The 15,609-nt window shown below is 44.0% G+C and carries 17 protein-coding genes; 3 read left to right on the forward strand and 14 right to left on the reverse strand.

The genetic code is table 11. The features are described from left to right. Positions 1–83 precede the first annotated feature (83 nt). Positions 84–2,696 (reverse strand): bifunctional acetaldehyde-CoA/alcohol dehydrogenase, encoded by a 2,613-nt coding sequence (gene adhE, locus MKY24_RS16045; RefSeq protein WP_023989274.1) that lies wholly within the window; start codon positions 2,694–2,696, stop codon positions 84–86. Between the two features lie 258 nt (positions 2,697–2,954). Here adhE and MKY24_RS16050 point away from each other — a divergent pair, with 258 nt between their 5' ends. Next, positions 2,955–3,671: a Crp/Fnr family transcriptional regulator gene (locus MKY24_RS16050; protein ID WP_013310849.1), complete on the forward strand. Its 717-nt coding sequence runs from the start codon at positions 2,955–2,957 to the stop codon at positions 3,669–3,671. Between the two features lie 139 nt (positions 3,672–3,810). On the opposite strand, the gene MKY24_RS16055 is transcribed toward MKY24_RS16050, so the two are convergent. Further along, positions 3,811–4,578, reverse strand: coding sequence for a class III extradiol ring-cleavage dioxygenase (locus MKY24_RS16055; RefSeq protein ID WP_075154407.1), 768 nt, complete (start codon positions 4,576–4,578; stop codon positions 3,811–3,813). Positions 4,579–4,895: 317 nt separating this feature from the next. Here MKY24_RS16055 and MKY24_RS16060 point away from each other — a divergent pair, with 317 nt between their 5' ends. Beyond that, entirely contained in the window at positions 4,896–5,195 is a 300-nt protein-coding gene (locus MKY24_RS16060; protein WP_226887755.1) for a hypothetical protein, read from the forward strand. 125 nt (positions 5,196–5,320) lie between these two features. On the opposite strand, the gene MKY24_RS16065 is transcribed toward MKY24_RS16060, so the two are convergent. The 7 genes from MKY24_RS16065 to MKY24_RS16095 all read right to left on the reverse strand — a co-directional run bounded on the left by MKY24_RS16065 (position 5,321) and on the right by MKY24_RS16095 (position 10,076). Continuing rightward, on the reverse strand, positions 5,321–5,665 hold the full coding sequence (locus tag MKY24_RS16065; RefSeq protein WP_013371810.1) for a helix-turn-helix domain-containing protein: 345 nt from the start codon (positions 5,663–5,665) through the stop codon (positions 5,321–5,323). 246 nt (positions 5,666–5,911) lie between these two features. Next, positions 5,912–6,643, reverse strand: a complete 732-nt coding sequence (locus tag MKY24_RS16070) for a ThuA domain-containing protein (RefSeq protein WP_339200317.1) — start codon at positions 6,641–6,643, stop codon at positions 5,912–5,914. Positions 6,644–6,663: 20 nt separating this feature from the next. Continuing rightward, on the reverse strand, positions 6,664–7,632 hold the full coding sequence (locus MKY24_RS16075; protein ID WP_013310854.1) for a sugar phosphate isomerase/epimerase: 969 nt from the start codon (positions 7,630–7,632) through the stop codon (positions 6,664–6,666). Between the two features lie 77 nt (positions 7,633–7,709). Then, entirely contained in the window at positions 7,710–8,792 is a 1,083-nt protein-coding gene (locus tag MKY24_RS16080) for a Gfo/Idh/MocA family oxidoreductase (protein ID WP_339200318.1), read from the reverse strand. Continuing rightward, positions 8,785–9,552 (reverse strand): sugar phosphate isomerase/epimerase family protein, encoded by a 768-nt coding sequence (locus MKY24_RS16085; RefSeq protein WP_023989277.1) that lies wholly within the window; start codon positions 9,550–9,552, stop codon positions 8,785–8,787. The genes MKY24_RS16080 and MKY24_RS16085 overlap by 8 nt, the downstream gene beginning before the upstream one ends. Positions 9,553–9,570: 18 nt before the next feature. After that, positions 9,571–9,741, reverse strand: a complete 171-nt coding sequence (locus tag MKY24_RS16090; RefSeq protein ID WP_023989278.1) for a hypothetical protein — start codon at positions 9,739–9,741, stop codon at positions 9,571–9,573. After that, positions 9,738–10,076, reverse strand: a complete 339-nt coding sequence (locus MKY24_RS16095) for a Gfo/Idh/MocA family oxidoreductase (RefSeq protein WP_339200320.1) — start codon at positions 10,074–10,076, stop codon at positions 9,738–9,740. The genes MKY24_RS16090 and MKY24_RS16095 overlap by 4 nt, the downstream gene beginning before the upstream one ends. A 127-nt stretch (positions 10,077–10,203) precedes the next feature. Between MKY24_RS16095 and MKY24_RS16100 the strand changes: the two genes are divergently transcribed. After that, complete coding sequence (locus MKY24_RS16100) at positions 10,204–11,022, forward strand: AraC family transcriptional regulator (RefSeq protein WP_023989280.1); 819 nt, start codon at positions 10,204–10,206, stop codon at positions 11,020–11,022. 85 nt (positions 11,023–11,107) lie between these two features. On the opposite strand, the gene MKY24_RS16105 is transcribed toward MKY24_RS16100, so the two are convergent. The 5 genes from MKY24_RS16105 to MKY24_RS16125 all read right to left on the reverse strand — a co-directional run bounded on the left by MKY24_RS16105 (position 11,108) and on the right by MKY24_RS16125 (position 15,478). Beyond that, a complete protein-coding gene (locus MKY24_RS16105; RefSeq protein ID WP_053325705.1) occupies positions 11,108–12,592 on the reverse strand; it encodes an alpha-N-arabinofuranosidase in 1,485 nt (494 codons plus the stop codon). 320 nt (positions 12,593–12,912) lie between these two features. Beyond that, positions 12,913–13,191 (reverse strand): hypothetical protein, encoded by a 279-nt coding sequence (locus MKY24_RS16110; protein ID WP_023989282.1) that lies wholly within the window; start codon positions 13,189–13,191, stop codon positions 12,913–12,915. A gap of 96 nt (positions 13,192–13,287) precedes the next feature. Continuing rightward, entirely contained in the window at positions 13,288–13,608 is a 321-nt protein-coding gene (locus MKY24_RS16115) for a hypothetical protein (protein WP_023989283.1), read from the reverse strand. 72 nt (positions 13,609–13,680) lie between these two features. After that, a complete protein-coding gene (locus tag MKY24_RS16120) occupies positions 13,681–14,625 on the reverse strand; it encodes a Gfo/Idh/MocA family oxidoreductase (RefSeq protein WP_053325706.1) in 945 nt (314 codons plus the stop codon). 163 nt (positions 14,626–14,788) lie between these two features. Continuing rightward, positions 14,789–15,478: a TerC family protein gene (locus MKY24_RS16125; protein WP_025722249.1), complete on the reverse strand. Its 690-nt coding sequence runs from the start codon at positions 15,476–15,478 to the stop codon at positions 14,789–14,791. Between the last annotated feature and the right edge of the window lie 131 nt (positions 15,479–15,609).

Raw genomic sequence — 15,609 nt, forward strand, 5'->3', positions numbered from 1 at the left:
ACCAACAGGCCCTCTATATAGAGAGCCTGCATCGGTATTGAACGAGAAAATGCTTTTTCACAAGCCTCTTCGTACCTATTATATTATTGGTCAAAACGTCCGTAGAAGGCATTGCGATAGACATCAGCCAACTCCGTAACCAGTGGCAACTTCGGATTCGCAGTTGTACATTGATCTTCAAATGCGCGGTCAGCCAGATAGTCTACACGTGATTCGAAATCCTTCGCATCGAAACCGATTTGTTGGAACGATTCCTCGATACCGAGTGTTTTGTTCATCTTACGGATTGCTTCGATCAAGCTGTTAACCCCTTCTTCGGTGGTGCGTGCAGGCAGTCCCAGTATGCGCGCGATTTCTGCATAACGCTCATCCGCAACAAAGTGCGAATATTTAGGGAACGAAGCAAATTTTGTCGGTTTTTTCGCATTATAGCGAATAACGTGCGGCAGCAAAATGGCATTCGTGCGGCCATGCGCTGTATGGTATTGTCCACCCCATTTATGTGCAAGACTGTGGTTAATACCCAAGAATGCATTAGCAAACGCCATACCAGCAAGTGTGGAAGCATTATGCATTTTTTCACGAGCCAGCTTATCACCGATCAGAGCCGATTGTTCTAGGTATTGGAATACCAATTGAATGGCTTTAATTGCCAGACCATCTGTGTAATCATTAGCCATTACGGACACGTAAGCCTCGATAGCATGTGTCAGAACGTCCATACCTGTGTCCGCTACAGCTGTTTTAGGCAGCGAATATACAAACACTGGGTCAATAATTGCCACATCAGGAGTCAACTCATAGTCAGCCAGCGGGTACTTCGTGTTACCCAGGTTTTTGTCCGTAATTACTGCAAACGATGTAACTTCGGAACCTGTACCCGAGGTTGTAGGGATAGCTACAAATTGTGCTTTTTGGCCCAGACGTGGGTACTTGTAAATCCGTTTACGGATATCCATGAATTTTTGTTTTAAGTTATTGAAATCAGTATCTGGATATTCATAGAACATCCACATGCCTTTAGCCGCATCCATTGGCGAACCGCCGCCCAGTGCGATGATGCAATCCGGTTGGAAACGTCTCATCATTTCTGTACCACGTTCTACCGTAACTGTCGATGGATCTGGCTCTACTTCAGAGAACACTTCGATAGCTACCGGTGTTTGGCGTTGATGCAGATAATGAATAACACGATCCACATATCCCAGTTTTACCATCATAGGGTCCGTGATAATGGCTACACGTGTGATATCAGGCATTTTAGCAAGATACTGTGTCGAATTTTTTTCAAAATAGATTTTGGAAGGTACTTTGAACCATTGCATATTCACCGTCCGTTTCGCCACCCTTTTCACATTAATCAAATTGACTGCCGATACGTTCGACGAAGTCGAGTTACGACCGTACGAACCGCAACCGAGTGTCAACGAAGGAAGATTGGTGTTGTAAATGTCGCCAATCGCACCATGTGTGGAAGGTGCATTTACAATGATACGTCCTGTTTGCAGACGGTTTGCGAAGCGGGCGATAACGTCCTCATCGTTCGAATGAATAGCGGACGAGTGGCCCATGCCCCCGAATTCCACGACTTCAGCAGCGCGTTGAATACCTTGTTCCGCATTTTTTACTTTATAGCAAGCCAATACAGGACTCAATTTCTCCGCAGACAATGGGAATTTTGTTCCTACCCCTTCAATCTCAGCGACCAAAATTTTAGTTCCTGCTGGTACTGTGATACCACTCATTTCAGCAATTTTCACAGCAGACTGCCCGACGATTGCTGGGTTCACTGCACATTTCTCGACATTCATAGCTCCTTGAGTGAGCTTAGCTGCTTCTTCTTTATTTACAAAATAGCAGCCGTTAGCGATCATCAATTTTTTCACTTGTTCGAAGATTGGCTCTTCGATAATAACCGCTTGCTCGGAAGCACAAATCATACCGTTGTCAAAAGATTTAGAGAGGATAAGATCGTTCACGGCCTGCTTGATGTCTGCTGTTTTTTCAATAAAGCAAGGCACGTTACCTGGGCCTACACCCAGAGCAGGTTTACCGCAGCTATATGCCGCCTTAACCATGCCTGATCCACCAGTTGCCAGAATCAGAGCCACATCCGGGTGATTCATGAGTGAATTTGTCTTATCCATCGATGGAGCTTCAATCCATTGAATACAATCAGCTGGAGCACCATGTTTGACGGCTGCTTCGAGCAAGACGCGGGCTGCTTCCGCACTACACGATTGAGCAGATGGATGGAAACCGAAAATGATTGGGTTACGTGTTTTAATGGCAATCAACGCTTTGAACATCGTAGTCGAAGTCGGGTTTGTCACTGGAGTGATCCCCATGATAATGCCGACTGGCTCTGCTATCTTTTGAAAACTGTCAAAATCATTGTCTTCAATGACACCGACGGTTTTTTCATTTTTGATACTATGATAGACATATTCTGTTGCAAACATGTTTTTGGTGATTTTGTCCTCGTACACACCGCGTCCTGTTTCTTCAACAGCCAACTTCGCCAGGTACATGTGTTTATCCATCCCTGCGAGTGCCATAGCTTGTACGATTTCGTCAATCTGTTCCTGATTCATACTCATGAAAGCTTGCTGTGCCCGGTTCCCCCGGTCAATCAGCGTTTGAATATACTGCTCTGCGCTTTGCTCTTTTTGGATAACCTCGTTTTTAACAGCCATTTCCCTCATCCTCCTGTTATCTCGTGTACTATCTCTTGTTCACGCACTGATCGTAACACAGCTTTTCAAGATATATTGTGATTTTTTTCACAATCTATTTAAAATTTTATTTTATGAAGTGAATTAAATCACAAAGTTTGGAATTCTGCCACTTTTACCCCCTCTTCTTGCCCCAAAAACGCATTGCGCAGGTATATAATGAATTTGAATTGATCAAGTTGCAGATAAAAAACATAGGATACAAAGGGGAAATGGACGATGAGAAACCCTACAAATGTAATGGAAGCCCGCGGCAACACCTGTTGCTTCTCGGAGGCCAGCTTCAACCGGTTGCAAGTGATGATGAAAGATCGAGTTATGCCAGAAAGCTCGCATCTGTTCTGGGAAGGAGATACAGCGGATAAGCTGTTTTATATTAAGCGCGGACGCGTGAAAGTAACCAAAACAACGGATGAGGGTAAGGAACTTATTCTATATATGTATCAAAGCGGCGATCTTGTTGGTCAAGCCGATCCATTTTTCGGTACTAAGCATTCCTTTTCTGCTGAGGTTCTGGAAGACAGTGATATTGGCGTAATCGATCATACAGATCTGGAGCTACTTATTTGCCAGCATTGTGATTTTGCGATTGACTTTATGAAATGGATGGGTTCGCATCATCGCATTACTCAGACTAAGTTCCGCGATTTGATGATGTACGGCAAGCCTGGCGCTTTATGTTCAACACTCATCCGTCTATGCAATACCTATGGTGAGCCTCACGGCGAACATATCCTGATTCATAAAAAAATTACTCATACTGACTTATCAAATATGATCGGTGCGACTCGGGAAAGCGTAAACCGGATGCTTAGTGATCTACGTAAGAAAAATGCAGTTGAATATGATAATGGCATGATTGTTGTCAAGGATTTGGAAATGCTGCAAGGCGTATGTCATTGTGAATTGTGCCCTCGTGAGATTTGCCGCATATAATAAATCGTTTTTTATGTAAAAGGGAGTGTTATAAGCCATTATAGCTTATAACACTCCCTAATTTATTTCCACTCCTCTACTTATACAGAAGCAGTTGCGAAGCATTTTAACACTAGTCCTTCTTCTGGCAACACACTTTTTAAAACTGTAAGCATAGATAACTTAAATTCCCCATCTCATAGCTTCTATGGATGACCTTGGCTTTGTTTGCAGGATTGCCACTCCCCATTGCAATAAACAACGGTACAAAGTGCTCTGCTCTTGGTACGGCCTGGCGAGCATACGGTGCTTCGCTTTCATAGTGATCCAAAGCCTCTATATCTCTACTTTGAACTTTTTCAATAATCCAATCATCAAAATCTATAGCCCAAGGTTCTGTTTTCGTTTCCCCCCATTTGACGATACGCAGATTATGAACAGTCACTCCACTGCCAATGACCAGAATATCTTGTTCTCCCAGTCCACGCAGCACTTCACCAATGGCATATTGTGCTTTGGGCGAAAGATATGGATTTACTGAGATCTGAACTACCGGAATGTCTGCCTCAGGATACATACGATGCAACAATGTCCAGGATCCATGATCCAGTCCCCTCACCCGGTCAGTTTGTACGTCAATGCCCTTTTCTTCATATAATTTTTCCAGCTTATTGGCCAGTTCCACAGAACCATGTGCTGGATATTTCACCGTGTACAGTTCCGGTGGGAAACCGCCAAAATCATAAATGGTATCGTACACGTCATCCATCGAACTGATCGTCAACGTTTGCGCTTCCCAATGAGCAGTAAAGATAACAACCGCTTTAGGGCGAATGCTTTTCCCCAGTTGCTCTAAAAATGAAGTATAGTCCGTCTGTTCAATAGCAAGCATCGGTGAGCCGTGGGCCAAAAATAAAGATGGCATCATATAAAGATCCCCTTATCAGTAATAGTTTATTTTATTCATTAAGTAACTTTATGTAAGTAATAATACATAAGTAACAAAGTAATGTCAACACAGATTTCAACATACACTTAAAGATCAGAGATTCCATAAATAAAGATTGATATAGGTATAAGGTCATAGTAATATATAACTAATAAATTTAAAATTTCACTATGTTTCGATACAAAGGACTGGTTTCTATGGAGATACATACTTCTAATTGCCCAAAATGCGGTTCCGTTTTTCGTCAAAACCTTAGAAACCTGTGTAGTTCTTGTATTCAGGAAGAAAATATATTCTTGGACCGCTGTTCTAACTATCTATGGAAGCATCCTTCTACTCATACTCGTCAGCTCAGTGACGTAACCGGCACACCTATAGAATTGCTCACAGATTGGGTAAGAGCAGGCAAGTTTCCCTCCACATACAGTCAGCTTGATTATCCTTGTGAATCCTGCCGTTCCCCCATTTATGCAGGAAGACTTTGCCATTCCTGCTTGGGTACATTCCGTTCGGCCGCGCTGGATATTCAAACCCGTGTGCCCCGCCGTGCAACAGCAGGATTATTCTCAGTTGCAGGGCGCGTCAAAGGCTATTAAGCCGTCCTGCCTATGCAGATCATTTCTGTAAAATGGATAAGTAGTCCTATACACAAAATAAAAAAACAGCCTTTTTCCTAGGAAAAGGCTGTTTTGCTATGAGAAACGCTTATTTAGTTTGGTGCTCATCTAATCCATTCCTCAGCCCAAAATTGAATCTGTTCCATAACCGGCTGAAGCGCACGGCCTTTGGTTGTTAGCTCGTATTCAATGCGGACAGGAGTTTCCGGATATACATGACGTGTAAGTATTCCTTCATTTTCCAAATCTTTCATCCGCTCTGATAACATTTTGTCACTCATTGTGGGAATCAGATTGGAAATATCCTTAAACCGCTTAGGACCGCTCATCATGGATTGAATAATTAATCCATTCCAACGCTTACCCAAACATGAAAAGGCGGTTTCAAAACGCGGACACATTTTTGTAAATTGCGGTTGACTCTCCAAATTTTTCACCTTCTTTTGCATTTCGGTTTGATAAAGCTTTCCTTTTGTTAGTATATATCATTTTAGCATACTTTATCCCGAAAGAAAACACTTTCTTCTTAAATTAAATACCTGCGCTGATAAAGTTGCCATGACCAAAACTGATTATACAACAAACCAACACAGCAGGTATATGTCTAAATCGTTAAATACAAAAAGGCGGAATCCCTAGAGGTTCCGCCTATCAATCTGTTCATTATACAGCTCATCAAAATGTGATGATTGTTATTATACCAACACTCCACCGAGAGGTCTTACAGGTTCGCTTCTTCCATATATTGGTTTGTTAATATTTGTCGGAGAAGTCCAACGAATGCTGTTGGCGATAACTTTCAAAATATCAGGCTGGTAATAAGTCGGATAGGTCTCATGACCTGGGCGGAAATAGAATATCTTACCGCTACCTCGGCGGAAAGTACATCCGGTTCTAAATACTTCGCCGCCTTCAAAGTTACTAACAAATACCAATTCATCCGGCGCTGGAATATCAAAGAACTCGCCATACATCTCTTCCTGCTTCAACAAAATTTTGGCGTCTATGCCTTCTGCAATAGGATGTGACGGATTCACCGACCAAATAATCTCCTGTTCACCTGCCACCCTCCATTTCAGATCACAGCTAGTGCCCATTAGGGCTTTGAATGGCTTTGAAAAATGGCCCGAGTGTAGCACGATCAAGCCCATTCCTCCCTGCACTCGCTTTACAACACGCGCCGTAACTTCATCGCTCACCTGATCGTGGGCTTTATGCCCCCACCACAGCAGCACATCTGTGGAATTCAGGATCTCTTCTCCCAAACCATGCTCGGCATCATCACGAAGAGTAGCTGTTCGAATGGAAAATCCCTCTCCTGCCAGGCCGTCAGCCAACGCTTTGTGTATCCCGTCAGGATATATCTGTTTGGCTTCATCATTCAACTTTTCGTTCAAAAATTCATTCCAAATGGTGACGTTAATCATCAACATTTCCCCCTATTAGGTTAGACCCACCACATCTCGCTCAGCGGTTCTTCAATTAATACCTGGCGAAGATTGTGGACAGCCTTAGTAAAGCCTTCCTCCACGGACATCAGACCATCTTCATGCTCAATACTCACTACATAATCGTATCCCACCAGACGCAGAGCACTGATAATATCTGCCCAGGTTTTTACATCATGTCCATAACCCACAGTACGGAACTGCCAAGCGCGATCTAGCATTTTGGTATATTCCTGCATATCGGTAAGTCCATATTTATTTACATTGACCGGATCAATCGTCGTATCCTTGGCATGAAAATGGTGAATGGCTCCCTCTCGGCCCAAAATTTGAACCGCCTGCACTGGGTCAATTCCCTGCCACCACATGTGGCTCGGATCCAGATTAGCACCAATGACCTCTCCCGCAGCTTCACGCAAACGAAGCAAGGTCGCTGGTGTATGAACGGAGAAGCCTCCGTGTAGCTCCAGCCCAATTTTAACATGATGATCTGCTGCAAATTTTCCCGTCTCAGTCCAGTAAGGAATAATTTTATTCTCCCATTGCCACTTCAACACTTCCTGAAAATCATTAGGCCACGGAGCCACAGGCCAATTTGGATATTTCGCATCCTCATGATCACCCGGACAGCCAGAGAAAGTGTTCACAACTGGAACTTCCAGCTTTTCTGCCAATCGAACGGTTTTAAGAAACGTTTCATGATCAGCTTGGGCTAAATGCTTTTGCGGATGAAGAGGATTGCCGTGACAGCTAAGCGCACTAATCGTTAGTCCACGGGACTCTACTGCCTTTTTAAAATTTTTGAGCGCTGTATCATTCTCCAGCAACTCATCCGGCTTACAATGCTTATCTCCTGGGTTGCCGCCTGTACCGATTTCTACAGCATCTAATCCTTGAGAAGCCACATAATCCAGCGCCTCCTCCAGCGAACGTCCGCCGAACAACACCATAAATACTCCAAGTTTCAAAAGAAATCCCTCCCTGTATCATATGTGAAAAAAGCTGCTTTCATTATAATGATGGTCTATTCGAGATAATTACGGGCTTAGTCAAAATAGACAGCTTTCCCGGTACGGGCCGATTCATAGATAGCTTCCAAAATTTCAGTAACAACCAGTGCCTGTTCCGGCTTCACAAGAGGTTCTTTGTCGTCCAGAATAGATTCGATCCACAGACGAGCTTCGCGGTCTGCTTCATTTTCCGTTTCTCCAGAGTAAAAGGCAACACCACCTGCATCCAGATCTATTTTCGTATCAAACAAGCGGCTGTTCTTTTCCCCGTTAATGCGCAATCCATCCTGCATATCAGCTCCGCCTTCGGTTCCGCATAACAGCGTCTTCGCTTCGCCAAACTCTACAACGTTCAATGCCCAGCTGGATTCCAGTACAATCGTAGCTCCATTTTGCATCGTAATAAAACCAAAAGCTGAGTCCTCTACCTTAAATTCCTCAGGATTCCAAGGCCCAAAGGCATTTGCCGCATCTTTACGATCCCCTAGCTTATGGAAGGTTGAACCTAGTACACTTTTAGGCTTGTAATTATCCATCAGCCAGAGTGTCAGGTCGAGTGCATGCGTGCCAATATCAATAAGAGGACCACCGCCCTGCTTCTCTTCATCCAAGAATACTCCCCAAGTCGGAACCGCGCGACGGCGTAGAGCAATGGCTTTGCCCAGATAAATGTCTCCAAGCTCTCCTTGCTCAACCAATTGCTTCAGATACAAACTGTCATCACGATATCGGTTTTGATACGCAATAGACAGCTTCTTACCTGTACGGTTGGCTGCATCGAGCATCTCCCGTGCTTGCTCAGCAGTTTTAGCCATCGGCTTTTCACACAGCACATGCTTACCTGCCTCAAGCGCCGCTACGGTAATTTCTGAGTGCGAGTCATTGGGTGTACACACATGTACGACTTCAATGTCTTTATTTTCTAGCAACTGACGGTAATCACTATAAACTTGCGACCCTTCAATTCCAAACTTTTCTGCTGCCTCTTCAGCGCGCTCCTGAATGATGTCACAGAATGCAACGATTTCTGCACGCTTCTGCTTGGCAAGACTCGGCAAGTGTTTGCCGTTGGCAATGCCTCCACAACCAATAATCCCGATTTTGAGTGTTTTAGACATGAATATTTCCTCCCTGAGCTGCGTATTGTTGGAGCCATTTAATGCTGGTTTCAATGCTTTCGATTGGAGGGTTTGAGCAGAAATCCTGTTCCACGACGACCCAATCCACACCTGCCTGAATAGCGGCGTCTGTAATGGCCTGAAGCTGCACTTCGCCTTTGCCAAGCTCTACAGTCACTGCTTTTTGTTGCTCGTCACGTGCCATATCCTTTAAGTGAATGATAGGCAGGCGTCCATTATAACGTCCGATGTATTCCACTGGATCATAGCCCCCATAGTATACCCAACAAGTATCCATTTCGACCTGTAACAAATCATCGGAAACCGCATCATATAAAGCATCGAATACCGGGCGATCATTGATTTTTTCTGTCAATTCAAAATCATGATTATGATAAGCCAGTATCAAGCCCTGTTCTTTCACTTTTTCACCAATACGATTCAAATTAGCAAAAATTTCATCCCACTGTCGCTGTTCTTCGGTTAAATAAGGAACGATTAGGTACTTATTGCCCAATTCTTTGTGGTATGCAATCTCCTCATCCAAATGATCCAACAAACGAGAATATTGTATATGAGTTCCGACAACTTCCAGATTTAGCTCATCCAAAAGCGCTCTGACATCCTTGGCATTGCGTCCGAAAAAGGTATGAAATTCTACCCCTTTATAGCCAAACTCAGCTACCTTGCGCAATGTACCTTCAAAATCCTGTTCAAGCTCTTCCCTTACTGTGTACAATTGCAATCCTACTTTAGCCATTACCCTTCACCTCTTTAATTAGGATGAATTTTCCATTATATCTGTTCCATAATACAAATCCTCGTCCGGCTTGAACGTGCTTTCCAGCGTAATGTGATTGCCTTCCAATGATGAGCGCTGAAAAGCATGCATGGCTTCTAACACATGGTAGGCCAGCTCAGCATTAGCACGATGGTCCGTGAATTTCAATGCGCCAAAGGCTTTTCACTGTACACATGCTTGCCTGCCTCTAGTATCGCCACATCTGTCAGTGCATGGCTGCCAGGCACGGTCAGATTAAATACAAGCTCAATCTCAGGCTGACGAAGCAATTCACCCACCTTGTATACGTTTTCAATGTTGAATTCATCGGCCCTCTCCTTGGCCCTCTCATCTAGTAAATCAGCGACGGCCACTACTTCAATAAGTGGGCTCTTTTGGAGATTTTCAAGATATACCGAGCTAATAGTACCGCATCCGATAATCCCGGCCTTCATTCGTTCCACGTCGTCACACTCCTTGGCCTCCAACATGTACTTTCTCATCTAACATGTAAGCTTTACAGTTCACATAGTATTCTATTTCTGTTTCGTTTAAAATGAATAATATGATTAAAACATGAACAATCTGGTCAATATTTGAAACAGCCATATGTCCAAAGGAGTCATCATCATGTCTATCGTCGAGCCTTGTCAGGTTCTTACCGCAGGCTATTCCTTCCATCGAAAGCCCTTTTATTCGAACCAGCCTGATGGGATTAAAAATTATTTATTCCGTTTGCAAACAGATGGACGCTGCCAGGCCCGCATTAACGGGGAAATGACACGGATTGAGGCGGGTGATCTACTGCTATTCAATCCTACCGAGCCTTATGAACTGGATATTCATAGTGAGTTGAATCCCATGGGAGATCTGGTCGTGGAAAGTGGAGATTATCACATTTTTTTCGGTGGTTCCTGGGTAGATGAGTGGTGGAACCATCATAAACGACCCAACAGAATTAAGGTTCAGCTCACAGAAGCCCTGCTTGGCCTATTTCGTCAGCTTGTGATGGAGCAACGACGTATTTCTAATCCTTACCCGGAAATATCAAGTTATTACATGCGCATTTTATGTTTGGAGTTTGACCGTATGCTATCCGATCATCCTATCGCTACTCATCATAACTATCTTGCGTATCAGATTAAAAATTATATTGAAGAAAATGCATCCTCTAACTTCAAGCTGGATGACGTGTCTTCACACGTAGGTATCAGCGTATCCCGAGCAGTACATCTGTTTAAGGAAACATTCGATACGAGCATTATGCAGTACACGCTGGACATCAGGCTTAACATGGCGAGAGAACGAATCATTTTCAGTCCCATGTCACTGGAACAAGCCGCCGAATCGTCAGGATTTGCAAATTACACGTATTTTCATCGTGTATTTCGTTCCCGCTTCGGTATGTCGCCCAAAGAATTCAGGGTGATTCACCGCGAGCAATTGTAGGTAAAAGAGAGCGTTCACCTGAACGCTCTCTTTGTTCATAACCAATAATAATGAAATTGTGCTTACATACCACAACCCAGCTTTTTTACGGAGCAATTGTCAGCATCACTACCGACATTGGTGGCAGTGTAACATCCAAATGCTGACCTTGCAGCTGATAGGATGTGAAAGCTTCCTTTTTCACACGCTCTGGCTGATCAAACGTATTATGTGCCTGCATATCGTCGCTGGCAAGAACAACACCGCTGATCTTTTTAACCTCTTCCAGTCCTCTTAGCTCCAAATTCAAGTTTGCCGACTCGCCCGGATGGATGTTGCAAAAGCTAATATGAATATTGTCATCCTGCGCCTTGGAGGCGGACACGCTTACTTGTGGGATGGAATCCCCATCATATTCATAATCGCCCACCTTTACATGAACAGCCAGTGCTTGTGCATCCTGATGCACCTTAAACATTTCAAATATATGGTATGTCGGCGTCAACAGCATAGCAGGGCCTTCGGTCAGAATCATGGCCTGTAAAACATTGACCATTTGAGCGATATTCGTCATCTGTACTCGGTCATGGTGATTATGGAAAATGTGTAGGTGCAGCCCAGCTACCAGCGCATCGCGCATCGTGTTTTGCTGATACAGGAAGCCCGGATTGGTCCCCGGCTCAGTCAGGAACCAGGTTCCCCATTCATCGACGATCAGTCCGACCCTTTTGTCAGGATCATATTGGTCCATAATGGCTGAATGACGAGTAATCAATTCATCCATATGCAATGATTTTTTCATCGTCTCGAACCATTCCGCTTCATCAAAGCCGAGTGCTTGCCGTTTCCCTTCCCAGTTTCCCGGGATCGTATAGTTATGCAGGCTCAAACCGTCCATAAGATGCCCAGCTTCACGCATTAACACTTCGGTCCAACGATAATCATCCACATTCGCCCCCCCTGCAATCCGATAAATGCGGTTCTCGCCATAGTTACGGACATATGTCTGATAGCGGCGATACAGGTCGGCATAATATTCTGGGCGCATGTTACCGCCACAACCCCAGTTTTCGTTACCCACTCCAAAATATTTGAGCTTCCATGGTTTCTCACGACCGTTTTCCTGACGCCATGCAGCCATAGGAGACTCTCCATCGAAGGTCATGTACTCTACCCACTCCGACATTTCCTGAACTGTACCACTGCCGACATTTCCACAAATATAAGGCTCTGCATCTAACAGTTCGCACAATTGAAAAAACTCATGTGTGCCAAAATGATTATTTTCAACCACACCGCCCCAATGCGTATTTACCATTCTCTTACGGTTTTCTTTTGGTCCGATACCATCTTTCCAATGATATTCATCGGCAAAACAGCCTCCCGGCCAGCGCAATACAGGAATGTTCAGCTTTTTCAGGGCTTCCACTACATCATTTCGAATTCCGTTTGTGTTTGGAATCGGTGAGTCCTCTCCAACCCATATGCCTTCATAAATGCAACGTCCAAGATGCTCAGCAAATTGTCCATAAATATTTTTATTAATAATGCCTTGTTTCCAATCGGTATTAACAACAATAGAACCCTTCACAACAAACCCTCCCCAAAATATTAAGATTGTTGGAACACCCTTACGAATGTTTGCGCTTTCATTTTTGGTCTAAATATCACTCATACCACCGATCTTCTTCCGATCTTAATTTTTACGCAACATCACATCTAGAAAATATTAATATAAATATTAATAATTAAATAAAAACATTTCACGTGTTTAATATATTTTATTGCCTACTTTTTGTCAATCGTTAAGAAAAGGTCCAATCAAACCAAAAAGCCTGCCATTAGGGCAGACCAAGGTATGACTACTTTAACCCGTAATCCAAGTTCAGCCGAGCCTGAGCATTGTATCTTTTAGGCTGTTCCTATCCAGCGTGAACCATGGTAACTGGGACAATTTTGAGCTGCCGCCAAAGCACGTACACGAACAATACTTCCGCTGATGCCACATGTATGCCCGGACATTAACTCTTCACATTGTGAGCAGGCCAACAGTCTGGCTTCGTACACTTCATCGTTTACACATTCCATTTTGGGTCTCATGTTGGTTAGAATTCTGGTAATTTGCTCTTCCGATATCGAGATATCTCTTTCACAGCCTTTACAGGTACTTGGCATAGGTATATCTTCCATCGTAAGCTTACCCTCCCCATCAACAATGTCTTAAGTAAATACAGTGAGTCCATGATGCCATAAATGATAACAGTATATTGTTTATTCTGGCTAGCCCTATTTCCGTTCCGACGAAAGGCTGGCAGCCGCCTCAGATACGACCATCGCCAAGTCCTCATTTCCGAACATGGACAGTACCCCTAATACCGTATCCAGCGGAATATCACCCGCTTCTTCACGCGATACAGTCAACTTGCGTACTCGTAGCAGACGCTCGTTACTATCCTGATGCGGATACGCTACACGATATAATTCCTCTGGCTCCAACCCGTGATTGATACACCATTGCGCAAATACAAGGATCATCATATCTTCTTCTTGCTTATAATTTTCAATGATGGCTTCTTCTAGCTGTTTACCACGGTTATCTTCTTCCATTCATTCATTTCTCCTTCAACCTAATTCTTGATGTCTGTCTGGACTGTTAAGATCACGTTCGGACGTTCCATATTAAACACTCAAACGGCTGATCAGTTCGTCAGCCAGCATATGGCTTTCCAATACTTTTCCAGCCCGTACAGCACACTCCTCCGGACGATGAATATGCTCCAGAAAATGATTCACGACTCCGGTGAATCCCCGTCTTTCCAAAATCGTATCCCAGCTTCCAAATGTTTGCGTTAGTGGTGAATGATTTTTTTGCATAAAAACAGCCTGTTCCATATTTATTACTTCAACAGACCGTCCTGCCCCGTGAAGCTCCAGCTTCTCTATGTCAGCCCCTGCCTGTCTACTCATACTGTAGCTTCCGGTAGCATTCCCCAAACGTACGGTCCCGAACGCAGCATCCATATATCCATCACTCGTCGTATTCATACTACTATGCAGCAGCTCATAATCATCGCCACCCAACCACAAAAGCAAATCAAGCATGTGAATTAAATCATCATAAACCGTCTGTGCCGCCGGTCCTCGATCATATCCAGTACGGTGTTTAATGGCCGCACATTGACTGAATCCACCTGCTTCCTCTAACCATGCTTTAGCAGCTACATAATGCGGGGCAAAACGTCGATTAAAGCCTACCGCCAGCAGCACGGCCTGCGCTTCCGCAAAAGCGGTCATTTCCAGATTCTGACGAACATCATAGGACAACGGTTTATCCACATACACAGCAATCCCTTTTTCAATACACGCCATAACTAGATCAAAATGAGCTTCGGTCGCGGCATGTATAAATACAGCTTCCGGTTCCCATGCTAGCATCTCCTTCACATCAGTCGTTCCTCTTGGCAACCTATATTGCTCCATAATGGAACTCACCGGCTCCTGTGAACGGTTCATGACACCTACAATGTCTACACCTTGGTGTGCTGCCAGTAACGGTAAGTATACTTTTCGAGCAATACCACCCAGTCCTGCAATAGCTACCCTTGTCTTCGTTTGCTTGTCCATTTCGCTCCCACCTTTAATCACTCATTCATCTGTTGTCTAGTTTACATGGAAGTCTGCTGACAAGCAAAGAAATGAGACTGCTCCGGGTCCAATTGGACCTAACAGAACAGCCTCTACGGCATGAACGTTCAGCTTCAGCTAAGTTTACTTAATGTAAGTTAGCTTAGGCGTGCTGCGCTTGCTTTCTTGTTTTTTCACTTTTAATTTTTTTAACACGCATCCCAATGGCTACAACCAGAACCACAACCAGAACCTCAAAGCCGTATTTAACGACCCCGTTCATAAACCAGTGTGCAATCAGCGGTTCCGCCACCACCATTTTGGCGGCAGTATAAGCCAGTACAGCAGCACCAATCGTAATAACTACTGGGTAACGTTCAGTCAGCTTCAAGATAATCGTACTTCCCCACACCATGATTGGAACGGAGATTGCCAGACCCAGTATAACAAGCAGCATGTTTCCATGAGCTGCTCCCGCAACAGCAAGTACATTGTCGAGGCCCATCATCGTATCCGCGATAATAATCGTGCGGATCGCTGCCCACATTTGATTCGTAGCTGAAATTTCATGTTTTTTCTCTTCGACCAGCAGCTTATAGGCAATATAGATAAGTGCGAGTCCCCCAATCAAACGCAATCCATAAATTTGCAATAAATACGTGACCAGCACTGTAGCAATCACACGAATGATGACCGCTCCGACCGTCCCCCAAATAATGACCTTCTTTTGATTGGCCTTATCAACATTGCGAGCCGCCAAACCGATTACGATGGCATTGTCACCAGCTAGCACCAGATCAATGATAATGATGGATACTAATGCGGTTAAAAACTCAATTGACAAAAAATCCATACGTTTCTCCCACCTTTTTTATTTATTTGTTATACTGTACATAGTTCAGCGCTTTATACTAAAAAAGCGCCATTTCACGGAATCCGGAAACGGCGCTTGACCCAAATTTGGCATCAAAAAAAGACCATTTA

It is taken from the genome of Paenibacillus sp. FSL P2-0322, from assembly GCF_037975315.1.
GTDB lineage: Bacteria > Bacillota > Bacilli > Paenibacillales > Paenibacillaceae > Paenibacillus > Paenibacillus polymyxa_B.